This window comes from Janthinobacterium sp. 344, from assembly GCF_900112025.1.
In the GTDB taxonomy this organism is placed as follows: Bacteria; Pseudomonadota; Gammaproteobacteria; order Burkholderiales; family Burkholderiaceae_D; genus Janthinobacterium.
In genome coordinates this window covers 334,838-360,138 of sequence record NZ_FOKL01000007.1, presented here as the reverse complement: position 1 = coordinate 360,138, position 25,301 = coordinate 334,838, and the positions used below count along the sequence as shown (strand labels likewise).

The 25,301-nt window shown below is 66.6% G+C and carries 17 protein-coding genes; 7 read left to right on the top strand and 10 right to left on the bottom strand.

What is annotated here, in order from left to right; genetic code table 11:
- The first annotated feature begins 46 nt into the window (after positions 1-46).
- Positions 47-1,639 (top strand): methyl-accepting chemotaxis protein, encoded by a 1,593-nt coding sequence (locus BM193_RS20100; RefSeq protein WP_254786328.1) that lies wholly within the window; start codon positions 47-49, stop codon positions 1,637-1,639.
- On the opposite strand, the gene egtB is transcribed toward BM193_RS20100, so the two are convergent.
- Positions 1,636-2,877: an ergothioneine biosynthesis protein EgtB gene (gene egtB, locus BM193_RS20095; RefSeq protein ID WP_092799320.1), complete on the bottom strand. Its 1,242-nt coding sequence runs from the start codon at positions 2,875-2,877 to the stop codon at positions 1,636-1,638. The two genes, BM193_RS20100 and egtB, sit on opposite strands and share 4 nt — an antisense overlap.
- Before the next feature lie 150 nt (positions 2,878-3,027).
- On the bottom strand, positions 3,028-3,981 hold the full coding sequence (gene egtD / locus BM193_RS20090) for an L-histidine N(alpha)-methyltransferase (RefSeq protein ID WP_254786336.1): 954 nt from the start codon (positions 3,979-3,981) through the stop codon (positions 3,028-3,030).
- 399 nt (positions 3,982-4,380) lie between these two features.
- On the opposite strand from egtD, the gene BM193_RS20085 reads away from it, so the two are divergent.
- The 3 genes from BM193_RS20085 (at position 4,381) to BM193_RS20075 (ending at position 11,240) form a co-directional block, all read left to right on the top strand.
- On the top strand, positions 4,381-5,073 hold the full coding sequence (locus BM193_RS20085; protein WP_092799324.1) for an ABC transporter ATP-binding protein: 693 nt from the start codon (positions 4,381-4,383) through the stop codon (positions 5,071-5,073).
- Between the two features lie 182 nt (positions 5,074-5,255).
- Entirely contained in the window at positions 5,256-5,543 is a 288-nt protein-coding gene (locus BM193_RS20080; protein WP_092799326.1) for a hypothetical protein, read from the top strand.
- 300 nt (positions 5,544-5,843) lie between these two features.
- Positions 5,844-11,240, top strand: a complete 5,397-nt coding sequence (locus BM193_RS20075) for a CHAT domain-containing protein (RefSeq protein ID WP_092799328.1) — start codon at positions 5,844-5,846, stop codon at positions 11,238-11,240.
- Between the two features lie 17 nt (positions 11,241-11,257).
- On the opposite strand, the gene BM193_RS20070 is transcribed toward BM193_RS20075, so the two are convergent.
- The 5 genes from BM193_RS20070 to BM193_RS20050 all read right to left on the bottom strand — a co-directional run bounded on the left by BM193_RS20070 (position 11,258) and on the right by BM193_RS20050 (position 16,574).
- Positions 11,258-12,022 (bottom strand): GNAT family N-acetyltransferase, encoded by a 765-nt coding sequence (locus tag BM193_RS20070; RefSeq protein WP_092799330.1) that lies wholly within the window; start codon positions 12,020-12,022, stop codon positions 11,258-11,260.
- A 153-nt stretch (positions 12,023-12,175) separates the two neighbouring features.
- Positions 12,176-12,994 (bottom strand): formate dehydrogenase accessory sulfurtransferase FdhD, encoded by an 819-nt coding sequence (fdhD, locus tag BM193_RS20065; RefSeq protein WP_092799849.1) that lies wholly within the window; start codon positions 12,992-12,994, stop codon positions 12,176-12,178.
- Positions 12,995-13,069: 75 nt separating this feature from the next.
- Positions 13,070-13,765 (bottom strand): hypothetical protein, encoded by a 696-nt coding sequence (locus tag BM193_RS20060; RefSeq protein WP_092799332.1) that lies wholly within the window; start codon positions 13,763-13,765, stop codon positions 13,070-13,072.
- Positions 13,766-13,858: 93 nt separating this feature from the next.
- Positions 13,859-15,316, bottom strand: a complete 1,458-nt coding sequence (locus BM193_RS20055; protein ID WP_092799334.1) for a Ppx/GppA phosphatase family protein — start codon at positions 15,314-15,316, stop codon at positions 13,859-13,861.
- Positions 15,317-15,491: 175 nt separating this feature from the next.
- A complete protein-coding gene (locus tag BM193_RS20050) occupies positions 15,492-16,574 on the bottom strand; it encodes a calcium:cation antiporter (RefSeq protein ID WP_092799851.1) in 1,083 nt (360 codons plus the stop codon).
- Between the two features lie 280 nt (positions 16,575-16,854).
- Here BM193_RS20050 and BM193_RS20045 point away from each other — a divergent pair, with 280 nt between their 5' ends.
- Positions 16,855-17,229, top strand: coding sequence for a hypothetical protein (locus BM193_RS20045; protein WP_139176199.1), 375 nt, complete (start codon positions 16,855-16,857; stop codon positions 17,227-17,229).
- 4 nt (positions 17,230-17,233) lie between these two features.
- On the opposite strand, the gene BM193_RS20040 is transcribed toward BM193_RS20045, so the two are convergent.
- Together BM193_RS20040 and BM193_RS20035 are read right to left on the bottom strand one after the other, a co-directional pair.
- Positions 17,234-18,385, bottom strand: a complete 1,152-nt coding sequence (locus BM193_RS20040; RefSeq protein WP_092799338.1) for a GGDEF domain-containing protein — start codon at positions 18,383-18,385, stop codon at positions 17,234-17,236.
- Positions 18,386-18,422: 37 nt separating this feature from the next.
- Entirely contained in the window at positions 18,423-18,698 is a 276-nt protein-coding gene (locus BM193_RS20035) for a hypothetical protein (protein WP_092799853.1), read from the bottom strand.
- A gap of 218 nt (positions 18,699-18,916) precedes the next feature.
- Between BM193_RS20035 and BM193_RS20030 the strand changes: the two genes are divergently transcribed.
- Together BM193_RS20030 and BM193_RS20025 are read left to right on the top strand one after the other, a co-directional pair.
- The gene (locus BM193_RS20030) at positions 18,917-19,687 is read left to right on the top strand and encodes a spermine/spermidine synthase domain-containing protein (protein WP_092799340.1); all 771 of its coding nucleotides are present in this window, start codon (positions 18,917-18,919) and stop codon (positions 19,685-19,687) included.
- 153 nt (positions 19,688-19,840) lie between these two features.
- The gene (locus tag BM193_RS20025) at positions 19,841-22,720 is read left to right on the top strand and encodes a bifunctional diguanylate cyclase/phosphodiesterase (protein ID WP_092799342.1); all 2,880 of its coding nucleotides are present in this window, start codon (positions 19,841-19,843) and stop codon (positions 22,718-22,720) included.
- Positions 22,721-22,781: 61 nt separating this feature from the next.
- Here the strand turns inward: BM193_RS20025 and BM193_RS20020 are convergent, their stop codons facing one another.
- Positions 22,782-25,223 carry a membrane-bound PQQ-dependent dehydrogenase, glucose/quinate/shikimate family gene (locus BM193_RS20020; protein WP_254786327.1) on the bottom strand — a complete coding sequence of 814 codons (2,442 nt, stop codon included), beginning with the start codon at positions 25,221-25,223 and terminating at the stop codon, positions 22,782-22,784.
- Positions 25,224-25,301 lie beyond the last annotated feature (78 nt).

Below are 25,301 nucleotides of genomic sequence, written 5' to 3'. Positions count from 1 at the left end.
TAACAAGACCAGCGGAGACAGATCATTAGCTACCGAGGGAATCAGCATGAAATTGACGGATATGAAGATAGGCGCGCGCCTGGGTGCGGGCTTTGGCGTGGTGCTGCTGCTGATGGCGGTGCTGGTCGGCACGGGCCTGTTGCGCCTGGACAGGATCGGCGCGCTCAGCGATTCCATCATCGAGCGCGACTGGGCCAAGGCCGACGCCATCGCCACCATCCGCAGCACCACGCGCTCGAACGCGGCCCTGGTGCTGGAACTGTTCATCCATGAAGATCCGGCCCGCGCCAGCGCCATCCACGGCGAAATCGACGCCAACAAGGCCACCATCACCGATGCGCTGGCCATCCTCGACCGCCTGGTCGTGATGCCGGAAGGCAAGGAACTGCTGGCGACCCTGAAGCAGCAGCGCAAGGCCTATGTCGTCTCGTTCAGCCAGGCCGACCAGCTGCTGGTGGCGGGACAGCGGGCGCAAGCGGCCAAGCACGTGCGCGACGATACCCTGCCCGCCCTGACGCGGCTGCAGGCCACCGTCAACCGCCTCAACGACATCCAGCGCGAAGTCGTGCTGAACGGCGGCCGGCAAATCCACCAGCATATTTCCACGGCCAATATCCTGATGGCCAGCCTGGGCACGGCCGCCCTGCTGCTGGGCGTGCTCTTTGCCTGGCGGGTCACGCGTTCGATCACCACGCCCATCGCGTATGCGCTGCGCGTGGCGCAAGCCGTGGCCGCGGGCGACTTGAGCAGCAAGATCGTGGCCGAAGGCAAGGATGAAACGGCCCAGCTGCTGCACGCGCTGCGCGACATGAACGACAACCTGGCCACCCTGGTGGGCCAAGTGCGCAACGGCACGGGCACGATCGCCGTGGCATCGAGCCAGATCGCCAGCGGCAATGCCGACCTGTCGGCCCGCACGGAGGCGCAGGCCAGCGCCCTGGAAGAGACGGCCTCGTCGATGATCGAATTGACGGGCACCGTGCGCAGCAACAGCGACAACGCGCGCCAGGCCGATACGCTGGCCCGCTCGGCGTCCGCCATCGCCCAGCGCGGCGGCACGGCCATGGCGGAAGTCATCGGCACCATGGACGCCATCAATGCCTCGTCGCGCAAGATCGTCGACATCATCGCCGTCATCGACGGCATCGCCTTCCAGACGAATATCCTCGCCTTGAATGCGGCCGTGGAAGCGGCGCGCGCCGGCGAACAGGGGCGCGGCTTCGCCGTCGTGGCGTCCGAAGTGCGCAATCTGGCCCAAAGGTCCGCCGGCGCAGCGCGGGAAATCAAGGAACTGATCGCCGACTCCGTCAGCCGGGTCGGCCAGGGCGCCCAGCTGGTCAGCCAGGCGGGCGCGACGATGGATGAAGTGGTGGCCAGCGTGGGCCGGGTCAGCGCCATCGTCGGGGACATCAGCGTGGCCAACCACGAGCAGAGCGAAGGCATCGAGCAGATCAATGCCGCCATCATGCAGATGGACCAGACGACGCAGCAAAACGCGGCCCTCGTCGAGCAGGCGGCCGCGGCGGCGGCGGCCATGCATGCGCAGGCGGGCGAACTGGAAACCCTCGTCAGCCAGTTCAAGCTGGAGCGGCCTGAACCCGGCAGCGCGAAGACCTCCTCCGTGCCGCGCCTGAATTAACTCAACGCTTCCACCTGGCGCGCCAGGCGGATGCCGGCAAATTGCCAGCGCGCCCCGGCCGGGAAGAAATTGCGGTAGCTGGCGCGCGCATGGCCGGCCGGCGTGGCGCACGACGAGCCGCGCAGCACATACTGGTTCAGCATGAACTTGCCGTTGTATTCACCGAGCGCGCCGGGCGCCGTGCGGTAGCCCGGATACGGCGCATAGCTGCTGCTGGTCCACTGCCAGCAGTGGCCGAACATCTGCCGCAAGCCTGCGCCCGGCGCGCCGGCGGCCGGATGCAACTGGCCCGTTTCCATGGCGACGCCCTGCGCCGCCACTTCCCACTCGGCTTCCGTCGGCAGGCGCGCGCCGGCCCAGTGCGCATACGCGTCCGCCTCGAACAGCGACAGGTGCGTGGCCGGCGCCTGCGGGTCCAGCGGGCGCAAGCCGAATAAGGTGAATTCCTGCCAGCGGCCGGCGTCATCGCGCTGCCAGTACAGCGGGCATGTCAGCTGCTGGCTGCGCACCCAGTCCCAGCCTTCGGCCAGCCACCAATGCGCCGTGCGGTAGCCGCCCGCCTCGATGAAGGCGAGAAATTCGGCATTCGTCACCAGCGCGCTGGCCAGCTGGAACGGCGCCACGTATTGCGGATGGCGCGGTAATTCATTGTCGAAGCAAAAGCCGTCGCCCGCATGGCCGATCTGCGTCAGGCCGCCGTCAAAGGCGATCCAGGCAGGCGCTGGTGCAGGCGCCGCCGGTGGCGCCGCCGCGCCTTCCCCATACGCGGGAAACAAGGGGCTTTGCGCCAGCAGGTGTTTAACGTCCGTCAACAGCAATTCCTGGTGCTGCTGCTCGTGCTCGAGGCCCAGCGCCAGCAGCATGGTCAGCCGTTCGCGCGCGTCGCGCGTCAGTTCCCCAGCCAGCAGGCGGCCGATGCGCGCATCGACATCGCTCCGGTAGGCGCGTACGACGTCCATGCCGGGCCGTGTCAGCAGACCCCGCTGGGCGCGCGGGTGCTTCTCGCCCACGCCGTTGTAATACGAGTTGAACAGGACGCGGAAGGCCGGGTGGAACGGTGCGAACGCCGTTTCCATGCTTTCCAGGATAAACGTTTCAAAAAACCAGGTGGTATGCGCGAGATGCCATTTCACGGGACTGGCGTCCGGCATCGACTGGGCGCCGCAATCCTCGTCGGACAGCGGTTCGGCCAGCCGCAGGGAATGTGTGCGCACTTTATTGTAATGATCGATCAGCATGGTGTTTTTTGTCTTGTGTTGGCATCTTGAACGCCTGAAAAAACCGCAGCGAGCGGCAGTGATTGGTGGCGGAGAAGCGCAACCGTACTGTGGCACGGTGCGCATCGCAGGCCGCCAAGCGCGACGCGCAGTCGGTCTGGTCAGGCGTTGTCAGTCTCGGATCACTCTGGCGTACATCACGGCAAACCACTGCTGCGGATCCGTCCAGACTTGTGCGGCGGCAAACCCGGCCTGCTCCAGCAAGCCGACGAAACCGGCGCGCGTGTATTTATAGCTGTCTTCCGTGTGGATGCGCTCGCCTTTCGCGAAGCGCCGCTGCCCGCCCTGCCAGCGCACGAGCTGCTCGCTGCGCGCTTCCAGGTGCATCTCGACGCGGCTTTCATCGGCGTTGAAAAAACCGTGGTGGCGCCAGGCGCGCACGTCGAAATCGGCGCCGATGAGGCCATTCACGTGGCGCAGCATGTTCAGGTTGAAGGCGGCCGTCACGCCCAGCGCGTCATCATAGGCGGCATCGAGGATGGCGGCGTCCTTGATCAGGTCGACGCCGATCAGCAGGCCGCCATCGCTGTCGGCATTCGCGCGCAAGCGGCGCAAAAAGGCAATCGCTTGCTCCGGCGCAAAATTACCGATCGACGAACCTGGATAAAAGAACAGGCGCCGCGCGTCGCGCACGCTGGCCGGCAAGTCGAGGCGGCTGGAGAAATCCAGGCCCAGGCCCGTCATCTCGATATGCGGAAAACGCTGCTGCAAGCGGCCCAGCGATTCGCTGAGGAAATCGTAGGAAATATCCACGGCCACGTATTGCGCCGGGTGCAGCAGGGGAAACAGGCTGGCGGCCTTGGCGCAATTGCCCGCGCCCAGGTCGATCAGGGTGCTGCCCGGCCCCACCGCATGGGCGATGTCCGCGCCGTGGCGCGCGAAGATGGCCGCCTCGGTGCGCGTCGGGTAATACTCGGGCAAGGCGCAGATGGCTTCGAACAGCTTGGAGCCGAGGGTATCGTACAGATACTTGGGCGAGGTGCTGGCCTCGCGCTGCAGCAAGCCGCTACTGAGCTCGGCAAGGGTGGCGGCAGCGGCCAGCCGAGCATCGCTGGCGGCGGGCATATCGGAGTGTTGCTGGGCAAGTGGCATGGTCATGGGCTGGCGTCGTCTATCAAGGTTCACGAAGGGCTTGCTCGGCTTGCAGCGGGCATCGGGCAGCGGACAGGCAACGCGCGCCGCCAACCGCGCTGCAGCCGGCGGCAGGCGCCTTTACCTGGGATGACCGATGATTTTTTTCCATCATAACGGAATCCGGCCGAGCCAGCCGTGCGGCAGGTAACTTAAGGTCAGCGCCCGGCCGCGCCGTGTCCGCACACGCAAAAGTGGTATTGCCAGCAAAAATGATAAGGCTGTCGTATACTACACATTGCCGGCCAAACAATCCGCGCGCCATTGCAGTCCCAGGCCCCCCTCTCCCCCGCGTGCCTCCCTTTACGATAGCCGTTATTAATCAAGATCACCATGCTCGAATTGCGCCATCTGTCGAAGTCCTACGCCAATGCACGACCCGTGCTGGCCAACCTTTCCTGCCGCTTTGCCGCGGGAGAGTTCATTGCCATCATGGGCGACTCCGGCGTCGGCAAGTCGACCTTGCTGAACCTGATCGCCGGCCTCGATACGCCCGATGCGGGCACCGAAGCGCACCCTATCCTGGTGGACGGCATTGCCATGTCCAGCCTCGATGACGCCGCCGCCACCCGGCTGCGCCGCGCCCGCATGGGCTTTATCTTCCAGGCCTTCCACGTCTTGCCGCACCTGACCCTGCTGCAAAACGTGGCCCTGCCGCTGTTGCTCAACGGCCTGCCCCAGGAGCGTGCCGCCAGCATGCTCGAGGCGGTCGGCCTGGGCGGACGCGGCGGCGATTTTCCGCAGCAACTGTCGGGCGGTGAAATGCAGCGCGTGGCGATCGCCCGCGCGCTCGTGCACAAGCCGGCGCTGGTGCTGGCCGACGAGCCCACCGGCAATCTCGACCCCGATACGGCGCACAGCATCCTGCAATTGCTGCGCGCCGAAATCAAGGCCAACGGCAGTTGCGCCATCATGGTCACGCATTCGCTGGCCGCCGCTGAAATGGCGGACAGGACCATGATCCTGACGAAATCGGGCTTACAAAATACAACAAACGTCAACCGAATTGATCAAACAATCAGTTAATTTAACTGACCATGTATCACAAGTTTTGTTATCGTAGTATTATTGAAAACACTTGCCTGGTTATCAATGTTGTAACGCGAATGTTGTACTACGTCACCCAGACAGCCGTACTGCGATGACGAAATATAGCCGGGACCGTTTTCAACAGGTCCCGTCCCTTGCATAACCTGAAGGAGGAGTAAATGAACGTTCGGCAAAAGAAGCTGGAAATGATTGAAGCGATGAACCGGGCGCGCGCGCTCGAACCATCGAGTTTTGTGCCCAACAAGCTGCTCGATACCCTGATCGAGAAAATGAACCTGAAAAATGATGCGGAACTGTGCCGGGTACTGGAAGTGCAGCCCCCCATCATCAGCAAGATTCGGCACGGCAAACTGGCGGTGGGAGCGACGATTTTATTGCGCATGCATGAAAAATCGGAGATCACCATCCGCGAACTGAAGGAACTGTCCGCCACCCCGGTCCATTGAAACGCTCCGCTGTTGTCTTGCCCTGCCAGGCACCCAGGTTCCCGGCGCCATGAACTTTTGCCATGAAATTCGCGTAGTTCGCTCAGCCCAGAGCACCCGAGCACGATAGCGAAGAAGCCCAGCCCAAACCTTGCTGACCGTTTCTGCCGCCACTTGCCACCACGCAGCCCCTCCCCGCCTTTCCCGCCTTTCCCTTGCACCGCCCTCCGCCAGCAACAAAGCCATGCTTGCTTGATCTGACGCAACACGCCTTGCCGCCTGCCGTATCAAGGTCTGCTTTTAGCCCATCCATTCATCCGCATGCCCAGCGAGCCCATCGCGCCGGCCGCGCCACCCGTGCTGCGCCTGACGCTCACCCGCGATCCCCTCGCCAGCGCCGGCGACTGTCCCGCCGCGCCCGGCTGGCACAGTGAAAGCCATGTGCTGTCGGGCGCGCGCGGCATCGGCGCCAGCCGCATCACGCTCGATATCGGCCCGGCCGACGTGGTGCAGCTGCTGCTGAGCGACGGCAGTTCGCTGCTGGCCAACAGCCTCGACCTGCCGCGCTACCTGGGGCCGGCCACGCAGTCGCGCGATGGCGCGCCGGCCGCCATCGAAGTGGGCCTGGCCCTGCGTCCGCAAGCGGCGCGTCGGCCACCGGGCGCCAGCCGCGACGGCCTGGGCGCGTGGATGCTGCGCGCCGTGCGCGTGTACCGCAGCGGCGCCGGCGCCATGACGGCGCTGGCCGCCGCGGGCGCCTTCCAGGACCGCCAGCTGGAGCAGCGCCTGGGCCTGTACCGCTGCGGCATCGAGCAACCGAGCATGAGCGCCGTCGCCAGCCTGCCGGCGGGAACGGAACCGCTGCTGCTGCTGTTGCATGGCACGGCTTCGTCGACGCCGCGCAGTTTCGGCGGCCTGTGGCGCAACGGCCTGGCGCCACGCCTGGCGGCGCAATACGGCAACCGCATCTTTGGCTACGAACACCGCAGCCTCAGCGAAAGCCCCCTGCAAAACGCGCTGGCGCTGGTGCGCCAGTTGCCGCAGGGCGCCGTGCTGCACCTGCTGGCCCATTCGCGCGGCGGCCTGGTGGGCGAACTGCTGGCGCGCGCGCAGCGCATCGACAGCCGCGGCGCCGTCGACCTGGCCGGCGACGGCCTGGCGCGCCAGAGCGAAAACACGGTGGGCGGCGAAGCATTCAACGGCCACGATATCGAGCACTTCACGGCGCAGTCACGGCTGTGCGGACGCCTGGGCTATGCCGACGACGCGGCGCGCCTGCGCGAACTGAGCATGGAACTGAAGACGCGCGCCATCCGCATCGCCCGCTTCGTGCGCGTGGCCTGCCCCGCGCGCGGCACCACCCTGATGTCGGGCCGCCTGGACCGCTGGGCCAGCGTCATGCTCAATCTGCTGCAGGACAGCGGCACGCCGGATGGCGCCCTGGCCTTTTTGCTGGCCGTGGTGCAGCAGCGCTGCGACGCGCGCATCCTGCCCGGACTCGAAGCGATGATGCCCGACTCGCCGCTGGTGGCCCTGCTCAATGCACCCGATGTGCGCGTGGCCAGCCCGCTGCACGTGCTGGCGGGCGACTGCAGCGGCGACAGTTTGCTGGGCTGGCTCGGCGACTGCGTCGGCGAGATTTTTTATGGCGGACAAAGCGACCTGGTGGTCAATTGCGCGTCGATGGCGGGCGGCGCCACGCGCAGCACGCCCGTGCGCCAGCTGCTGCTGTGCGGGCCCCAGGTGCACCACCTGAACTACTTCGAGCGCATGCCGTCCAGCCTGGCGGCGCTGCAGGCGCTGGCGGGCGACGATGCGGCCTGGCCGCCGCTGGCGGGCCTGGACCATGGCTTGCTGGCGCGCGGCGGCGAAGTGCCGAAGCGGCGCGAGCACGCGCCCATCGTGCTGCTGCTGCCCGACATCATGGGCAGCCACCTGCAGGTGGGCAGCAACCGCATCTGGTTCGATCCCGTCAACCTGGTCGAGGGCCGCATCGAACGCCTGGCCGTGGGCCAGCCGCACATCGTCAGCGCCGGCTGGCTCGAGTCCTGCTACGAACCGTTCGCCCGCTTCCTCGCGCAAAGCCAGGAAGTGCGGCCGTTCACCTATGACTGGCGCTTGTCGCTGCAGGACGCCAGCGCCGCCTTCCTGCCCGTGCTCGACGCGGCCATGCACGACGCCGAGCAGCGCGGCCAGCCGCTGCGCATCCTCGCGCACGGCATGGGCGGGCTGGTGGCGCGCCTGGCCCTGAAAGACCGCTGGCCGCGCTTTGGCGCCATCGCCGGCAGCCGCCTGCTGCAGGTGGGCACGGCCAACCAGGGCACGCAGGCGATGGTGCAGGTGCTGCTGGGACGCGATCCGCTGGTGCGCATGCTGGCCAGCTGGATCAGCTGGAAGCATGCGCAGCGCCAGTTTCTCGGCTTCGTGCGCGCCTTTCCCGGCGTGCTGGAGATGCTGCCCTGGCCGCAGACGCAGGACGCCATCGATTATTTCGATCCCGATGCCTGGGCCGGGCTGGCCGCCGGCGACGCGCAGGCGGGCCTGCCCGGCGGCTGGCAAGCGCCCGCGGCAGCGGCGCTGGCCGCCGCGCGCGCCACCGTGGCCCTGCTGGCCGCCGCGCCGCTCGACGCGCGGCGGTGCAGCTACCTGGCCGGCTGCGCCGACACGCCGGTGGCGCTGCGCCTGCACGGCGGCGGCATCGAGGTGGCCTGGTCCATGGATGGCGACGGGCGCACGCCGTGGCAAGGCGCGGTGCCGCCCGGCGTGGCGGCCTGCTACCTGCCCGTGGCGCATGGCGATTTGCTGCTGCAGAAAGCGTACTACGCCGACATGGCCCAGCTGCTGGACACGGGCCAGGCCGGCGCCCTGCCACAGCGGCCACCGCACGCGCCGGGCAGCGTGCCGCCGCGCTTTCGTCCGTACACGCCCGACGTGCCGCCGCTGTACCCGCAGCCGCAGGAATTGCTGGACGCGGCCATCGGCGCCGCGCGCCCCGTCACCGCGCCGCAGCCCCATGCGCCGCGCCTGAGCATTTCCGTCATCCACGGCAGCATGGCCTCGGCCGACGCCCCCGTCATGAGCGGCTGCTACGCCTACGAATCGCTGCGCGGCAGCATGAGCTTTCTCGACCGGCTGCTGGCCGGCAAACTGCAGGAAATCCACGCGCTGGGGCGCTTCCCGCAGCGGCCCGACTCCGCGCTGGTGGTGCTGCAACCCGACGCGGCGCGGCGCCCGGGCGGCGCCATCGTCATCGGCCTGGGCCCGCTGGGCGAACTGACGCCGGGCGAACTGGCGCGCGCCTTTGCCGGCGGCCTGCTGGAATACGCGTGCGTCTGCCTGCAGGTGCGCGCCGCCGGCCACGTGACGGCACCGGCGATGGGCGAGCATGGCTTGCGCGTGGCCAGCCTGCTGTCCGGTTCCGGCTATGGCGGCTTGAGCATCGCCCTGTGCGCGCGCGCCCTGATCGATGGCGCGCGCAGCGCCAACCGGCGCCTGGAAGACGCGGGCATGGCCTGCCGCATCGGCCATATCGGCATCTACGAGCAGTCGGAGGCGCGCGCCATCGCCGCCGCCGTGGCCATCGAACAGATCATGGCCGAGGCGCGCTACCAGGACAGTTTCACGTTCGAGCGGCGCATCCGCCACAGCCCTGGCGGCTACCGGCGCATCCTGCCCGCCCTGAGCGGCGACAATGGCTGGCGCCGCGTGCAGATCGTCGCCGCCGACCTGTCCGGCGCGCTGCGCTTTACCTTGCTGACGGACCGCGCGCACAACAGCGTCGATGAAGAACCGAACCAGCGGCAGGCCGTCGATGGCCTGATCATGGACGCCACCGACAACACCACCGACCAGCCTGGCCTGTCGCGCGCGCTATATGAACTGATGCTGCCCAATGGCCTGAAGGCGGCCATTCCCGAGATGCGCGGCCTGATCCTGGCCGTCGACCAGAGCGCCGCCATCTACCCGTGGGAACTGATGCGCGACGAGGCGGACGGCGAGGAAAGCCCCCTGTCGACGCGCATCGGCATGGTGCGCCAGCTGGCCAGCCTGCGCGAACAGCCGCCCGCCATCAGTCCGCCCAGCAGCAACGTACTGGTGATCGGCGACACCGACTCCGGCCTGCCCGAGCTGCCCGCCGCCCAGGCCGAGGCGCAGGACGTGGCGCGCATGTTCGGCGCCTACGGCTACCAGGTGCGCGAACTGCTGCGGCCACAGGCCCAGCGCGTGCTGGTGCACCTGTTCGACGAGCGCTATTTCGCCATCCACCTGGCCGGCCATGGCGAAGTGGCCGGCCCCGGCATCGCCCATACGGGACTGGTGCTGGGACCGAAGACGCGCCTGACGGCGGCGCAGGTGAGCAAGCTGAAACGCGTGCCGCAATTCGTCTTCATCAATTGCTGCCACCTGGGCGACATGCGCCCGGACGCCATCGCGCCGTGGTCGAAACTGGCCGCCAGCCTGGCCAGCGCCTTCATTTCGATCGGCTCGCAGGCCGTGATCGCGGCCGGCTGGCGCATCGACGACCAGGCGGCCAGCATCTTCGCGCACAGCTTTTATCACGCCATGCTGAGCGGCGAATATTTCGGCGACGCCGTGCGCCTGGCGCGCGAGGCGGCGTACCTGCAGTTCCCCGCCTCGAACACCTGGGGCGCCTACCAGGCGTATGGCGACGACCATTACCGCTTCCCGAACACGCAAAGCCGCCCGTGGCAGGCGCCCGACTACCGCTATCACGGCCATTTGCTGGCCGACCTGGAAACCCTGCACGCGCGCCTGGCGGGCGCCGATGCGGCGCGCCGCGCGGCCATCGAGGAAAAGCTGGCCAGCATCGAGGAAGCCGTGCGCACGCGCTTCTTCGGCTGCGCCGACATCCGCGAAAACATGGCCGCCACGCGGGCCGGCCTGGGTGGCCTGGACAACACCCTGCGCGCCATCGAGCACTACCGGGCGGCGCACAGCGCGGCCGACGGCAAGGTGGCGCTGCGCGCGCTGGCGCAATGGGCCGAACTGGAAATGCGCCAGGGCGCGGCCCTGTGCGGCGTGGACGCGGGCGCCGGCATCGAGGTGCCGGCCACGTGCGACCCGGTGCAGGGACGCCAGCTGCTGCAGGATGGCAAACGGCATATCGACCTGCTGGTGGCGCTGGCACCGACGGCGCAGCGCCTGGCGCTGCTGGGGAGATATTGGGCCTTGCAGGCATTGCTGGCCTGCCGCGCGGGCGGCGCGGGCCTGGCGGAACTGCGCGCCATGAGCGCGGCCTGCCTGGCGGCGCTGGAAGAAGCGCGACTGCGCAGCGGCGTGGCCGACTGCGACCTGATTTTTCAGGTGCTGGCCGGCGCCCTGCTGCTGGCAGCGCATGGCGACGACAGCGCCTGGCAAGCCCTGCACCCGCAACTGGGCGACTTGCTGCACGACGCCATCGCCTATGCGCGCCAGCGCCACGCGGACGAACACCGCGCCATCGACGCCGGCGCCCCCGTGCGCGCGGCCCTGCTGGCGGCACTGTGGCAGGTGCCGCACGGCCAGCCCTTCGACGCCCAGGCGCTGGCCGCCTTCCTGGCGCTGTACCGCGACGCCGTGCGGCGCCACGGCAGCATCGGCGAACCGGAAGCCGTCATGGCGCCGCTGCGTTTCCTGCTCGACCTGCTGCCGCCCGATGGCGCCGATGGCGGCTTGCGCGGCGCCGTGCAGGCGCTGGTGGGCGCGCTGCGGGCATGATGCCAGGCCGGCGCGCGTCAGTTGCCCGGCACGACGCCGTAATGGCGCGCATAGCGTTCATCGAGATTCGCCAGCGGCATCATCATGAACATGTCGGCGCTTTCAAAATCAGGGTCCCAGGCCGGTTCGCCGCAAATCCACGCGCCCGAGCGCAGGTAGCCCTTGATCAGCGGCGGCACTTGCGGCTTGTGCGCCGCCTCCACCTGGTGGATGGGGAACGGCAGGTGCGGCGTGACGCGGTATTCGGCTGGCGCCATGTGCTTTTCGGCCAGCGCCTGGTAGACGGCGACGGCATTGTGGCCGCCATCGGCCAGGCTGATGCTGGCGCAACCGACCAGGTAGTCGCAGCGCTCGCGGCGCATGTATTCGGCCAGGCCGGACCACAGCAGCATGATCACGCTGCCGCCCCGGTACTTGGGATGGATGCAGGCGCGGCCCGCTTCGACCATGCGGCCGCGCAGGTTGTTCAGGCGGCTCAGGTCGAATTCATTTTCCGAATACAGGCGGCCGATCTTGGCCGCCTTCGCCGCGCTGAGCACGCGGTAGGTGCCCACCACTTTCAGGGTGTCGGCGTCGCGCACGATCAGGTGGTCGCAGTGCGCGTCGAATTCATCGCTGTCGAGGCCATCGGCATTGGCCAGCGAGCTCAATCCCATGGTCTCGATAAACACCTTGTAACGCAGACGCTGCACTTCACGCAACTCGGCGGCCGTGCTGGCCTGGCTCAGCACCAGTTGGACTGGCCGGGCCTTGGCGTCGTTTGATGCGATTATGTTTTGCATGGTTTCATCCCCTGTGATCAAGACGACTCCAGCGTACTTGTCTAATATGTCAGGAAAATGACAGCCGAATGTCATTTCCATGACGCAAGTCAATGCCAGGGGAAGAGCGTGCGCATTTACCACACTCGCCGGCGCCGTCGGTGACAGCGCCGCTTACACGGTGATGCCGGGCGTGTAATCGACGAAGGCATCCTGGCGGCAGAAGCCCACCAGCTTCATGCCCGCCTGCGTGGCGATGGAAATGGCCAGCGAACTGGGGGCGGAGATCGTCGCCAGCAAGGGGATGCCCATGCGCGCCGCCTTGCGCGCCAGCTCGTAGCTGCCGCGGCTCGACAGAAAGACAAAACCGCGCCGCATGTCGACGCCGTTCAAGGCCAGGTGGCCAATCAGCTTGTCCAGGCCGTTATGGCGGCCGATATCCTCGAACACCTGCACGATGGCGCCGTCGGGCGTGCACCACGCGGCCGCGTGCACGCCGCCCGTGGCCTGCATCAGCGCCTGGTGTTCGCGCAAGTCGCCCGATGCGCGCGCCAGCGCGGCGGGCAGGTCGACGTGGATCAGGGAAGGCGGCAGCGCCTGCGGCCGCAGGTCGAGCATCTCGATGCTGTCGATGCCGCACACGCCGCAGCCGCTGCGCCCCGTCAGCGCGCGGCGCCGGTCCTTCAGGCGCACGAAATCCTCCTGCGCGATGGTCAGCGCCACTTCGGCGGAATCGGCGCGCAAAAACACTTCGCAGTCGAAGATGGCGGCGGCGGAGCCGACTACGCCTTCCGTCAGCGCGAAGCCGTAGGCAAACGCCTCCAGGTCGCGCGGGGTGGCCATCATGACGACGTGGGAAATGCCATTGAAGACCAGCGCGACGGGGATTTCCTCGGCGACGTGGTCGATGGCGGAAAGGGCATCGCCCGCGCGGTGGCGGACGATGGCGCGCTCGATGAAGCCGGCGCGTTCGGCGGAGGTATCTTCAGACATGGCAACCATGGGGATCTATCACAGGCCCCATGGTAAACCAGAACGGCCGGGCGGGTGTTGATCCGGCCCGCGCCATCAATCCTTCTTCGGGCGGCCGGTCTTGAGCTGCGGCAGGCCGGCCAGCACGTTTTGCAGGGTCGCCAGGTCGATCTGGCTGATCAGCGCCACGCCGATGCGCAGCAATTCGCTTTTCTTGATCTCGAAGCCGGCCTTCAGGCACGCCTTCTTGACCTGGCCCAGCACCTCATATTCCGCTTCCGGCATGGTGAAGCTGTCGCGCACCAGCTTTGGCTTGCGGGCCTTTTCCTTGACGGCGGCGACCTTCGCGGCCGGCGCCTTCTTCACGGCGGCAGGCTTGGCGGCGGCCTTGGCCACTGGCTTGGCGGCGGCTTTCGCGGCTGGCTTGGCCGCCGGCTTGGCGACGGCTTTGACGGCCGGCTTGGCGGCGGCTTTGGCGGCCGGCTTGGCCACAGGCTTGGCAACGACGGCCTTGGCCGCCGGCTTGGCGGCGGGCGCCTTCGCCACGGCGGGCTTGGCAGCAACTGGCTTGGCCACGGCAACCTTGGCCACGGCAGCCTTGGCCGCCGCCGGCTTCGCGGCGGGCTTGACAGCAGCCTTGGCCACTGGCTTGGCGGCAGGCTTGGCCACTGGTTTCGCGGCAGGCTTGGCGGCCGGGGCGGCCTTGGCCGCCGCCGCATGGATCGATGCGCTGGTAGGGAACATCGATACGGGCGCGCTGTCGGCTTTTTTCGCAGGAACGGTTTTGGTCATGGATTTTCCAATCTAATAAATAATATAAACAATATATACTGTTTTTTGAAACCTTGCTTGCTGCACATCAAGTCATGCGCATGGCACGGCCAGTCAGGCACTGGCGCGGATGGTGAAATCGACCCCGACCTCATCCCAGAATTCCTGCTCCTTCTCGATCCAGAACGATACGGTGGGATGGTGCGCCACCCAGCCGCGCTTGATATCGAGTTCGATGCGGCTCTTCATGCGCAGGCGCAGTTCGCTGAAATCGGCCTCGATGCGCGCATGCATGAGCAGGATGGACAGGCGCAGCGCCAGCACGGCCTTGGCGAAATCGGGGTCGGACAGCACTTCGCCGATCTTGCGCAGATTGCCCTTTTGCGCCAGGATCAGGCGGCTCATGGTCTTCTGTTCGCGCGTGGTAAAGCCGGGCAGGTCCGCATTTTCCACGATGTAGGCCGCATGCTTGTGGTAGCCCGTCTGCGACACGGCCAGTCCCACCTCGTGCAGCAGGCTGCTCCAGCGCAGGCATTTCACCAGCGCCTCGGACGTCGGCTTGAGCTGCGCGTACATGGCCAGCGCCTGCTCGGCCACCCTGCCGGCGCGCTGCTGGTCGATATGGAATTTGTCCATGCAGCCCTGCACCGACTGCTCGCGGCGGTCGCGCTTGGTCGAACGCAGGTACAAGTCCCACATCACGCCCATGCGCAGGCCCGCCTCGATCGGCGTCATGGCGGGAATGTCGAGTTCGCGGAACAGGCCGATCAGGATGGCCAGGCCGCCGACGATGGTGCTGGCGCGGTCGGGCCGCAGGCCGGGCATGTCGATGCGGCTGGTATGACCGAGCTCGATGAAGCGCCGCGCCAGCGCGTCGAGGCTGGCGCCCGTCAGCAAGCCATCGCCGAGCTTGTTGCGGGCGATGATGTCGGCGATCGTGCGGATGGTGCCGGACGAGCCGTACGCCGTCTTCCAGTACTGCGGATGGTAGGGCGGCGCCGCATCCTCGAAATGGCTGCGCGCCGACAGGATGGCCGCCTCGAACGACGGCGCGTCGATGCGCCCGCCGATGAAGAACGACAGGCTTTGCTTGACGGTGCCCAGGCTGAACGACTCGACCCTTTCGATATCGTGGCCACGCCCCAGTATCAATTCGGTGGAGCCGCCGCCGATATCCATCACCAGCCGGCGTTCGCCGGGAATCGCCAGCGAATTGGCCACGCCCATGTAGATCAAACGCCCCTCTTCCTCGCCCGAGATGATCTCGATCGGATAGCCGATGGCTTGCTCGGCCAGCGGCAGGAAGACGGCGCCGTTGCGCGCCACGCGCATGGCCGACGTGGCCACCACGCGCACGGCGTCAAGCTCGTAGCCGGCGAGGATGGCGCGAAAGCGCTGCAGGCAGGCCAGCGCCGCCTGCATGGCCGCCTCGGTCAGGTCGCCGTTGGCGTCCAGGCCCGCGGCCAGGCGGATCGGGTCGCGCACGCTCTTGATGACGCGGATGGTGTCGCCATCATGCTTGCCGACGTGTAAACGAAAACTGTTGGACCCCAGGTCCACCGCTGCATACATACTGACCTCTTGTCTTGTCATTGCCATGCCAACCACTGAAACTTGTCAAACTGAGTTGGCAAACTATATAAATCATTTAAACGATTTAAACGATTTAAAAATCCTACCACACTACCCCCATCGTATGACAGCGGCGTGACAGGATTGTGACAAAACGGCGAGCGGCAATTGCGGTCTACGGGACGATGGTGGTAAACAGGTAGACGGCGAAAATCACCAGGTGCACGGTGCCCTGCATGACCGTGGTGCGGCCGGTGCCCAGCGACAGCGTGGCCACCATCAGCGACAGCAGCAGCAGGACTGTCGATTTGATATCCAGTCCCAGGGTGATCGTCAGGCCCGTGGCCAGCGACACCACCACCACGGCGGGAATCGTCAGGCCGATGCTGGCCAGGGCGGAACCGAGCGCCAGGTTCAAGCTCGTTTGCAGGCGGTTGGCGCGCGCGGCGCGCACGGCGGCCAGGCCTTCGGGCAGCAGCACGATGGCGGCGATGACGATGCCGACCAGGGTTTTCGGCGCGCCCATGGCGGCGATCGCCGTCTCCAGCGCGGGCGCCAGCGACTTGGCCAGCAGCACCACGGCGCCCAGGCACACCAGCAGCGCGCCGGCGCTGATCCAGGCGACGGTGGGCGTCGGCGGCTCGGCATGCACTTCCTCGTCGCCCACGGCTTCTTTGGGCAGGAAGTAATCGCGGTGGCGCACCGTCTGCACCAGCACGAAGGTGCCGTACAAGACCAGGGAAATGACGGCGATGAAAATCAGCTGGCTCGAATTGTAGTACGGGCCGGCGGCGCTGGAGGTGTAGTTCGGCAGCACCAGGGTCAGGATGGCGATGGCCGCCAGGGTGGCCAGCGACGCGCTCACGCCCAGCAGGCCGAAGGTCTGCTCCTTGTGCCGGCCAGCGCCCAGCAGCAGGCAGATGCCGACGATGCCGTTCAGGATGATCATGATGGCGGCGAACACGGTGTCGCGCGCCAGGCCCGTGGTTTCCGGCCCGCCCGCCAGCATCAGCGAGACGATCAGCGCCACCTCGATCAGGGTCACGGCCAGCGCCAGCACCAGGGTGCCGTACGGCTCGCCGATGCGGTGCGCCACCACTTCCGCGTGGTACACAGCGGCCAGCACGCTGCCGATCAGGCCGGCGACCAGCAGGATCTGGTAGGCGCCGCCCAAGTTGAAGCTGGCGCCGAACAGGAACAACCAGCCGGCAAGCGGCGCGGCAAGGGGCCATACAGGCAGGGATTTGAGACTTTTCATCATGGGCCTTGCAAGAGTAAGAAAGAGGAATGGCGGCGCGGACGGCACAGAGAGGCAAGCATCCGCCCCACAGCATAACTTGCTTTGCTTAAATGAAAGTTAGGGTATTCATATGCCGGGCAGACGCCAGGCGCCTGGGTAAACTTGCTGCGGCGCACCTGCTGGCCAGCTGTCACTATAGTCCCTTTGGTAACAAGCGCTTGCAATTTTCTGGTCTTTTTGCTGGCGCCTGCCGCCATACTAGCGGGCACGCCTTCGCGGCATCGACCAGGGACAGACCATGATTTCATTGAACACCACCGCCACATGCAGCGTCGTGCTGGCGTTCGCCGGCAGCTTGCTGTGCGCGGCCGCGCAGGCGCAGGCGCCGCGCGAGGACGCAGCCGCCGCCCACCCCGGCGCCGCGCAGGCGCGGCAGGTGGACGCCAACTGGGCCACGCCCCCGGCACCCGCCGCCGCCCCCAGGTGGCAAGACAGCCTGCCGCCCGCGCCGCCGGTGGCGCCGCGCGAAGAAAAGATCCTGCCCAGGAGTGAATGGCTGAGTGTCGAGCCGATGAAGGCGCCTGACCGGCGCTGCGATCCCGGCCTCGACGCCCTGTTCCTGAGCAAGGAATGCGGCAGGGAGCCCAGCTGGCTGGGCGCGCCCAGGAAATAGGCGTCTACACGTCCAGGGTGCTGGCGGCCTGCGCCTCGACCACCCTGTTGCGGCCCGCCTGCTTGGCCGCCTGCAGCGCCTCGTCGGCCCGCTTGAACAGGCTGACGGTGCTGTCCTCGGCGCGGATGGTGGTCACGCCCAGGCTGGCCGTCAGCTGCAGCACGGCGCGCTCCGTCTTGACGGGCAGCGCCTCGACGGCGGCGCGGATGCGCTCGGCCACCATCAGCGCATCGGCCAGGTTGGTGCGCGGCAGCTGGATGGCGAATTCGGCGCCGCCCAGGCGGCCCATCAGGTCGCTGTCGCGCAATTGCTGGCGGCAAGTGTCGACGATCGCCTTGAGCACGGCGTCGCCCACGGGATGGCCGTAACTGTCGTTGACGCGCTTGAAGTGGTCGATATTGAGCACCACCAGCGCCGTCGGCAGGCCGGGCCGGCGCGCCAGCGCCATCCATGGCGCCAGCGCCTGGTAAAAGCCGCGCCGGTTCGGCACGCCCGTGGCCGTGTCGATCACTTCCAGGCGCGCCAGTTCGCCGCCCAGTTTTTCACGCGACAGCAGCAGATAGCCGAACGCGTTCGTCAGCATCATCAGGTACAGGGCGCCGAAGCCGGCCAGCTGCATCAGCTCCGCATCGAAGGCCGGAACGGTGGCGGCCAGCACGCCGCGCGCGGCGATCAGCAGCGACAGGATGCCCATGCTGACGACAAGGAAGCGGCGCAGCATGCTCGCTTCGCGCCATTTCAGGCACAGCGCGGCCACGCCGGCGAGGAAGAAGCCGGCGACGATCAGCGAACCGCCCGCGCTGCGCAGCAGCGGCGCCACGTCGAACAGGTAGCAGGCGGCGAACAGCCCGATCGCCAGCCCCAGCGCCGGCAGCACATAACGGCGCCAGCGGCCGCGCCCGGCCGCCTGCCACAGCGCGCCCGCGTCCAGCGCCATGCCGGCAAACAGCAGGCTGTTGCCCAGCAAGATGGACAGCACATCGGGCAGCACGCCACGGAAATACAGCAAACACCAGGCGATGGCCTGGCATTGCTTGGCCACCGCCCAGGTGGACATGCTGAGCGACTTCTTGCGCTCGTACTCGAAGAAGAACAGGGCCGCGCACAGGCTCAGGTTGCCGAGCGCCAGGGCCAGTACCAGGGTCTTGATATCCATGGGCTACGCCATCGCCGCGCTGGCGCGGCACCTTGTGTCAGATTTCGTGTTCGACATTGGTGCTGCCATCGCCGACCTTGCTGGCCCAGGCTTGCACGAAGTACTGCTTTTCCGCCTCGCTGGGTGCCTCGTGCCAGAAGACGATGAGAGTGCCCTTGTGGTCGTGGATCTGCGCCACTTTTTCAATGAAATCGAAGTTGGCGGCCTGATCAGCCAGTGCCGCCGCGTAGCCATACACGCGCGTCAGCCGCTCGATGCGGTCCGGCTCGGTAAAACTATTTGTGGCCGTAATGATGGGGTGGTCCAAAAACATGCGTATCTCCATGGTGCCCGGCTGCGCGGCCTCGCCGGCGCCAGCCTTGTGATGCCGTGCGCCGCGCTCGAAACCACGCGTCAAATGGCAGGTGGCCAGCCCGCCGCGCCATTGCGCACACAGTGTGCGGATTACAATTCGGGTATGCTCTCGGGAGCTTATCAGATTTCTCTGAATGCAACAAAACATCCGCCCACGTTCACTCAGCGATTTCAGCCATGCCGGAAAGCCTGTCCTCTCCCCTGCCCGCGCCCCAGGTGCACACCTGCGGCGACCGGCGCCGCCTGGAATTCCGGCCCGGCATGATCCAGAGCGAAATGCTGCTGTCGCGCCCCGACCACCTGCTGCTGCGCTATGCGCGCGCCATGATGTGCTTTACCCTGTTCGTGCCGCGTCCGCGGCATATCCTGATGGTCGGCCTGGGCGGCGGCTCGCTGCTGAAATTCTGCCACCGCCACCTGCCCGAGGCGCGCATCACCGTGCTGGAGTTGCGCGCCGACGTGATCGCCCTGCGCGAGCAATTCATGCTGCCGCCCGACGATGCGCGCCTGCGCATCATCGAGACGGACGCCGTCAGCTATATCCGCCAGCATCCGGGCTGCGCCGACGTGCTGCTGCTCGACGGCTACGACGAGACGGGCTTGCCGCCGGCGCTGGGCAGCGCGCGCTTCTATGCGGACTGCCTGCGCGCCCTGCTGCCCGGCGGCGTGCTGGTGGCCAACCTGTTCAGCTATGACGAACACTACCCCGCCATGCTGCAGCGGCTGATGCTGACCTTCCGCGGCGCCGTGTGCAGCTTCGATGGCATCGCCGGCAACAACCGCATCGTCTTCGCCGCCAAGCCGGATCCGCACGGCGGCGGCCGCGCCATGCGTGCCGTGCGCCTGGTGCGCTGGCGCCGCATGGCAGGACTGTCCCTGCTGAACCGGCTGCTGCCCGCGTGGCAGCTGTGGCGCCTGCGCCGCCGGTCGGGCGCCGCCAGCGACTGATAGTCATTCTCCATGGGCCACTATATTGTTGCTTATTAGCAGCGAATTGGTGCAAAATCAGCCTGCTTGATGTGGTTTATGACAAACTATCGCCTTCGCGCGCCGGCAGGCGTTGCCGGATGATGCTCTCCATGAAGTGAAATAGGAAAACCCATGTTGCGTGGCCGCCTGCCATTGTCGATTTCCACCGCGGCTGCGCTGACCTTTGCCTGCGGCGTCAGCGTCACGGCCGTGCTGTTCGCCGCCATCAGCCAGCTCGAATACGACAAGATGAGCCTGAGCCTGCAGCAGCGCGCGGGCGCACGGGTGGCGGCCATCGAACAAGGCCTCGATGACGCGGTGGAAGTGCTGACGACCACCAACCAGCTGTTTGCCGCCGTCGTGCCCGTCACGCGCAGCCAGTTCCACGATTTCACCACGCCCCTGCTGCAGCGCCATCCGTTCATCCAGGCCTTCAATTTCCATCGCCTCGTGCCTCACGCGCAGCGCGCCGCGTTGGAGGCCGACCTGCGCCGCATCATGCCCGATTACGCCATGACGGAAATGCGCGACGGCGCCATCGTGCCGGCCGCCGCGCAGGCCAGCTACCTGGTGATCGATTACCTTGAACCGCTGCAGGGCAACCGCCCCGCCTTCGGCTTGAACGTGCGCCCCGATGGCTTGCTGGCGGGCGCGCTGGAGCAGGCGATCATCAGCGGCCAGACCACGGCCACCGGCCTGCTGGCCCTGGCGCAGGGACCGCAGCGCGGCTTCGTCATCCTGCGTCCCGTGTACCGCCACGGCGTGCCCCTGCAAACGGTGCAGCAGCGGCGCGCGGCGCTGGTGGGCGACACGGCCGCCGTCATCCGCGCCAGCGAACTGGTGCAGAAAATCCTCGAGGGCGCCGATCTGCTGGGCGACCCGCAGCTGGAAATCAGCGTGTATGCGGATGCCGGCGCCGATCCGGGCCAGCGCATCTTCCAGCACGGCCAGGCGTCGGCCGAGCAAGGGAAGAACGCCTGGGAATCGCTGCCGCCGTGGCTGCAATTCGCTTACCACAGCCATTACGACCGGGCCTTCTCGTCGGCGGGCCGGCCATGGCACGTGCGCGTGGTGGCCCATCCGCGCCCTTTCCTGGCCGACCATCTGGGCTCCCTGTTCACGCTCATCTGCGGCTTGCTGTTCAGCATGCTGACGGCCGCCTTCGTGCAATCGCTGACGCAGCGCTCGCGCCGCGTGCAGCTGCTGGTGGAGCAGCGCACGGCCGACCTGAAGCGCAGCAACGAGCTGCTCAGCGCAGACGTGCGCGCGCGCCAGCGCACCGAACGGGCGCTGCAGGAAAGCGAGAAGCGCTTCCGCCGCCTGCTGGCCCTGTCCTCGGACTGGTACTGGGAGCAGGACGTGCACTTTTGCTTCACCCATATCACCAGCGGTTTCACGGACAAGTCGAACATGCCGCTGGAACGCTTCATCGGCATGACGCGCTGGGACAATAACCCGGAGATGCGCAATTCACGCTGGGGCAAGCAGCATATCGCCACGCTGGAAGCGCACCTGCCCTTCAGCAACCTGGAGTACGCGATGCACGACCGCGACGGCCGGCTGCGCTGGTTCAGCATCAATGGCGAGCCGCTGTTCAATGAACTGGGCGAGTTCCGCGGCTACCGGGGCACGGGCTCCGAAATCACGGAACGCAAGCTGGCCGAGCAGCACATCCAGCATATCGCCCACCACGACGTGCTGACGGGCTTGCCCAACCGCGCCCTGCTGCGCGACCGCCTGACGCAGGCGATGGCCCTGTCGCGCCGCAAGAACCGCGCCCTGTGGGTGCTGTTGATCGACCTCGACCGTTTCAAGTTCGTCAACGACAGCCTGGGCCACAAGGCCGGCGACCTGCTGCTGAAAACCATCGCCACGCGCCTGCAGGCCAGCCTGCGCGAAACCGATACGGTGGCGCGCCTGTCGGGCGACGAATTTGTCGCCATCCTGTGCGAACAGGCCGACGAAGTGCTCAGCAGCGCCATCGTGCAGCGCGTGATGGACGCCGTGGCGCAGCCGGTGCTGCTCGATGGCAAGGAATTCTTCGTCACCTGCAGCATCGGCGTGGCCGTCTACGACATGTCGCGCTATGACGCGCCGGGCGACGTGACCCTGAATGGCGAGACGCAGAACCTGATCGAGCAGGCCGACATCGCCATGTACTGCGCCAAGAAGCAGGGCCGCAACAACATCAAGTTCTATACGACGGCGATGAACCAGGCCACGCTGGAGCGCCTGCGCATCGAGACGGCGCTGCGCAACGCGCTCGAACGCGAACAGTTCGTGCTGCACTACCAGCCGCAGGTGGAGCTGGCCAGCGGGCGCATCGTCGGCGTCGAAGCGCTGCTGCGCTGGCGCCACCCGGACCTGGGCATGGTGGCGCCGCAGCGCTTCATCGCGCTGGCCGAGGATACGGGCCTGATCGTGCCGATCGGCGCCTGGGTCATGCGCCAGGCCTGCGCGCAAATGCAGGCCTGGCATGCGGCGGGACTCGGTCCGCTGCGCCTGGCGGTGAACCTGTCGGCGCGCCAGTTCAACGAACCGAACCTGGTCGCCTCGATCGGGGCGGTGCTGGCCGAGACGGGCCTGGCGCCGGCCTGCCTGGAACTGGAATTGACGGAAAGCCTGTTCATGCACGACGTGGCGCTGGCCGTCAGCCAGCTGCACGACATGAAGGCGCTGGGAGTGCAATTGTCGATCGACGATTTCGGCACGGGCTATTCCAGCTTTGCCTACCTGCGCACCTTCCCCATCGACGTGCTGAAGATCGACCGCAGTTTTGTCGGCGACGTGGCGCGCGACGCGGACGACGCGGCCATCGTCGTTTCCATCATTGCCCTGGCGCACAATCTGAAACTGCGCGTGGTGGCCGAAGGCGTGGAAACGCTGGAACAACTCGACTACCTGCGCCAGCATGGCTGCGACGAGGCGCAGGGCTTTTACTTCAGCCACCCGCTGCCGGCGCAGGAAGTGGAGATGCTGCTGCTGGGCAGCGAAGTGGTCAGCGCGGCATGAAGCAGGCAAAAATAATCCCCAGCGCGTGGGGATTATTTGAGCGGATGTCTACAGCACCGGTCTATTTCCTGCTGACGCTGTCCGGCAAGGCATAGGCGATGATGTAATCGCCCACGTCAGGCGAGTGGCTCATGCCGCCGGCGGAAATGACCACGTACTGCTTGCCGCTGACGGGCGACTTGTAGATCAGCGGCGCGGCCACGGCGCCCACCGGCAGGCGCGCCTTCCATACTTCCTTGCCGGTGGCCGAATCGAGCGCCCGCAGATAATAATCCTGCGTGCCGGCAAAGAACACCAGGCCTGACGCCGTCGAGGTCGGGCCGCCGAGGGTCGGCATGCCCAGCGGGATCGGCAAGTGCGTCTTGATGCCCAGCGGGCCCGTATCCTTGACCGTGCCCAGCGGCACCTGCCACACCAGTTTTTGCGTATTCAGGTCGATGGCGCTCATGCTGCCGAATGGCGGGTTATTGCATGGCACGCCCAGCGGCGACTGCATGATGTCGATCTTCACGCCGCCATAGATGCCGGCCACTTGCGGACGGATGGTGCCCATGAAGCCAGGCACCTCGTCGGTCGAGACCTTGAATTTCTTCGTATTTTCCTGCGTCACCAGCGACATGCGCAGCGGCATGCGCATGTCGTTGACGAACATCATGCCCGTGTTTTCATCGATGGACATGCCGCCCCAGTTCATGCCGCCCAACAGGCTGGGCCATTCGATATACGGCTTTTCGCTCGGCGGCGTAAACGGTCCCACATAGACGGAATCCTTGAAGAGGATGCGGCAGTACAGCTGGTCGAAGGTGGTCACGCCCCACATGGATTTCTCCGTCAGGGGCTCGGCACCGATGACGGGCATGCCGACCGAATATGGCTGCGTCGGCGACAGATGCTCGCCATGGGCGGCCGGCGCGGTCGGCACGGCGCGTTCCTCCACCTGCGTAAAGGGTGTGCCGGTACGGCGGTCCAGCACGAAGATATGGCCCGTCTTGGTGGTCTGGATCAGCACCGGCGTCTTGCCGCCCTGGGCGTTCTTCATGTCATACAGCACGGGCTGCGACGGCAGGTCAAAGTCCCACACATCGTGGTGCACCATCTGGTAGACCCATTTGGCCTTGCCGGTGGAGGCATCGACGGCCACAATGGCCGAACCGTATTTCTCCTTGACGGCGTTGCGGTCGCCGCCCCAGTAGTCGGGCGGGCCGTTGCCGGTAGGCAGGTACAGCAGGTTCAAGGCCTTGTCATAGGTTGGCACGGTCCACACGTTCGGCGTATCGAGCGCGAACTGGTGCGCCGGCGCCGTGGTATCGGCGCTCTCCGGCGCGCCCACGTCCCAGGCCCACACCAGCTTGCCGCTCAGCACGTCGAATGCGCGCACGGCGCCGGACGGCTCGCCGGCGATGATATCGCGCACCCAGCCACCGACCACCGTCAGGTGGCCCATGACGACCGGCAGCGAGGTGGGGTGATAGCGCTTGCTGTTTTCCGTCGGCCCCATGCCTTTCTTCAGGTCGACATAGCCCTTGTCGCCAAAGTCCTGGCACAGGGCGCCCGTATGCGCGTCGAGCGCGAACAAACGGGCATCGACGGACGACACGAGGATGCGCTGGCGGCATTGCTGCTGCTGGGCATAGGAAGCCTTGACGGCCGCGTCCAGGCTGCTGTCCTTGTCGATATCGTGATAGCCCACGCCGCGGCACGTCACGTGTTCCGCGCTTTTGGCGTGCGGGTCGAATTTCCACAGCGGCTTGCCCGTGTCGCCATCGAGGGCCGTCACCAGGTTTTCCGGCGTGCACGAATACAGCACATTGCCGATTTGCAACGGGGTGTTTTCATCGACGCCGGCGCCGGCGCCGGTGGTGCGGCGGCCGGTCCTGTAGGTCCAGGCCACTTGCAGGTCCTTGACGTTGCCCGGCGTGATCTGCGTGTAGGGGGCGAAGCGGGTGCCCGAGGCATCGCGGCCAAAGAATTCCCAGTTCTCGGGCGCGCCGTCCGGCGCGGCGGAGCGGTCCGCCGTGGCGGCGGTGGCGGAAGGATCGAAGATCACGCCATGCGGGAAAAACGCGGCGACCAGGGTGGCGGCCAGGGCCGAGAACAGGCCCAGGCCGCACCAGTTCGCCAAGCGGCGCTGGCCCCGGGAACCGCCCGGCAAGGCCGCGCCCACCCACAGGCTGAACATCAGGATCACGGCCGGCACGACGACGCGCGGCAGCAGTTCCCAGTAGCTGAACTGGCCAACCTCGTACAAGGCCCAGGCACAGGTGGCGAGGAAGATGGCGACGGACAGCGGCGCGCCGCTGCGCTTTTTCAAGAAGAAGAGGATGGCCAGTGCCAGATAGGCGAAGCCGGCGATCAGGTAGTAGCTCGATCCGCCCAGCCCCACCAGCTTGCCGCCGCCATATAACAAGGCCAGCGCCACGATGGCAACGACCAGGGAGAAGACTATTCTGCCGAGATCCGCTGCTGAAAATTTCCCTGGTGTTGAATGAAGATCATTCATCATTTTATTTTGTACTCCGTTAGTCTATACGCAGCCATCCGAGCCATGTGCGGCAGGCTCAAGGTGACAAGAGAGATAACG

What these genes read in the sequence shown, in the direction of transcription:
- egtD (WP_254786336.1), bottom strand. Translation starts at nt 3,981, where the DNA reads ATGCCCGCCGCCAGCGATGCTCGGCTGGCCGCTGCCGCCACCCTTGCC.
- BM193_RS20060 (WP_092799332.1), bottom strand. Translation starts at nt 13,765, where the DNA reads ATGACCAAAACCGTTCCTGCGAAAAAAGCCGACAGCGCGCCCGTATCG.
- BM193_RS20075 (WP_092799328.1), top strand. Translation starts at nt 5,844, where the DNA reads ATGCCCAGCGAGCCCATCGCGCCGGCCGCGCCACCCGTGCTGCGCCTG.
- BM193_RS20040 (WP_092799338.1), bottom strand. Translation starts at nt 18,385, where the DNA reads ATGGATATCAAGACCCTGGTACTGGCCCTGGCGCTCGGCAACCTGAGC.
- fdhD (WP_092799849.1), bottom strand. Translation starts at nt 12,994, where the DNA reads ATGTCTGAAGATACCTCCGCCGAACGCGCCGGCTTCATCGAGCGCGCC.
- BM193_RS20050 (WP_092799851.1), bottom strand. Translation starts at nt 16,574, where the DNA reads ATGAAAAGTCTCAAATCCCTGCCTGTATGGCCCCTTGCCGCGCCGCTT.
- BM193_RS20100 (WP_254786328.1), top strand. Translation starts at nt 47, where the DNA reads ATGAAATTGACGGATATGAAGATAGGCGCGCGCCTGGGTGCGGGCTTT.
- egtB (WP_092799320.1), bottom strand. Translation starts at nt 2,877, where the DNA reads ATGCTGATCGATCATTACAATAAAGTGCGCACACATTCCCTGCGGCTG.
- BM193_RS20055 (WP_092799334.1), bottom strand. Translation starts at nt 15,316, where the DNA reads ATGTATGCAGCGGTGGACCTGGGGTCCAACAGTTTTCGTTTACACGTC.
- BM193_RS20045 (WP_139176199.1), top strand. Translation starts at nt 16,855, where the DNA reads ATGATTTCATTGAACACCACCGCCACATGCAGCGTCGTGCTGGCGTTC.
- BM193_RS20070 (WP_092799330.1), bottom strand. Translation starts at nt 12,022, where the DNA reads ATGCAAAACATAATCGCATCAAACGACGCCAAGGCCCGGCCAGTCCAA.
- BM193_RS20025 (WP_092799342.1), top strand. Translation starts at nt 19,841, where the DNA reads ATGTTGCGTGGCCGCCTGCCATTGTCGATTTCCACCGCGGCTGCGCTG.
- BM193_RS20035 (WP_092799853.1), bottom strand. Translation starts at nt 18,698, where the DNA reads ATGTTTTTGGACCACCCCATCATTACGGCCACAAATAGTTTTACCGAG.
- BM193_RS20080 (WP_092799326.1), top strand. Translation starts at nt 5,256, where the DNA reads ATGAACGTTCGGCAAAAGAAGCTGGAAATGATTGAAGCGATGAACCGG.
- BM193_RS20030 (WP_092799340.1), top strand. Translation starts at nt 18,917, where the DNA reads ATGCCGGAAAGCCTGTCCTCTCCCCTGCCCGCGCCCCAGGTGCACACC.
- BM193_RS20020 (WP_254786327.1), bottom strand. Translation starts at nt 25,223, where the DNA reads ATGATGAATGATCTTCATTCAACACCAGGGAAATTTTCAGCAGCGGAT.
- BM193_RS20085 (WP_092799324.1), top strand. Translation starts at nt 4,381, where the DNA reads ATGCTCGAATTGCGCCATCTGTCGAAGTCCTACGCCAATGCACGACCC.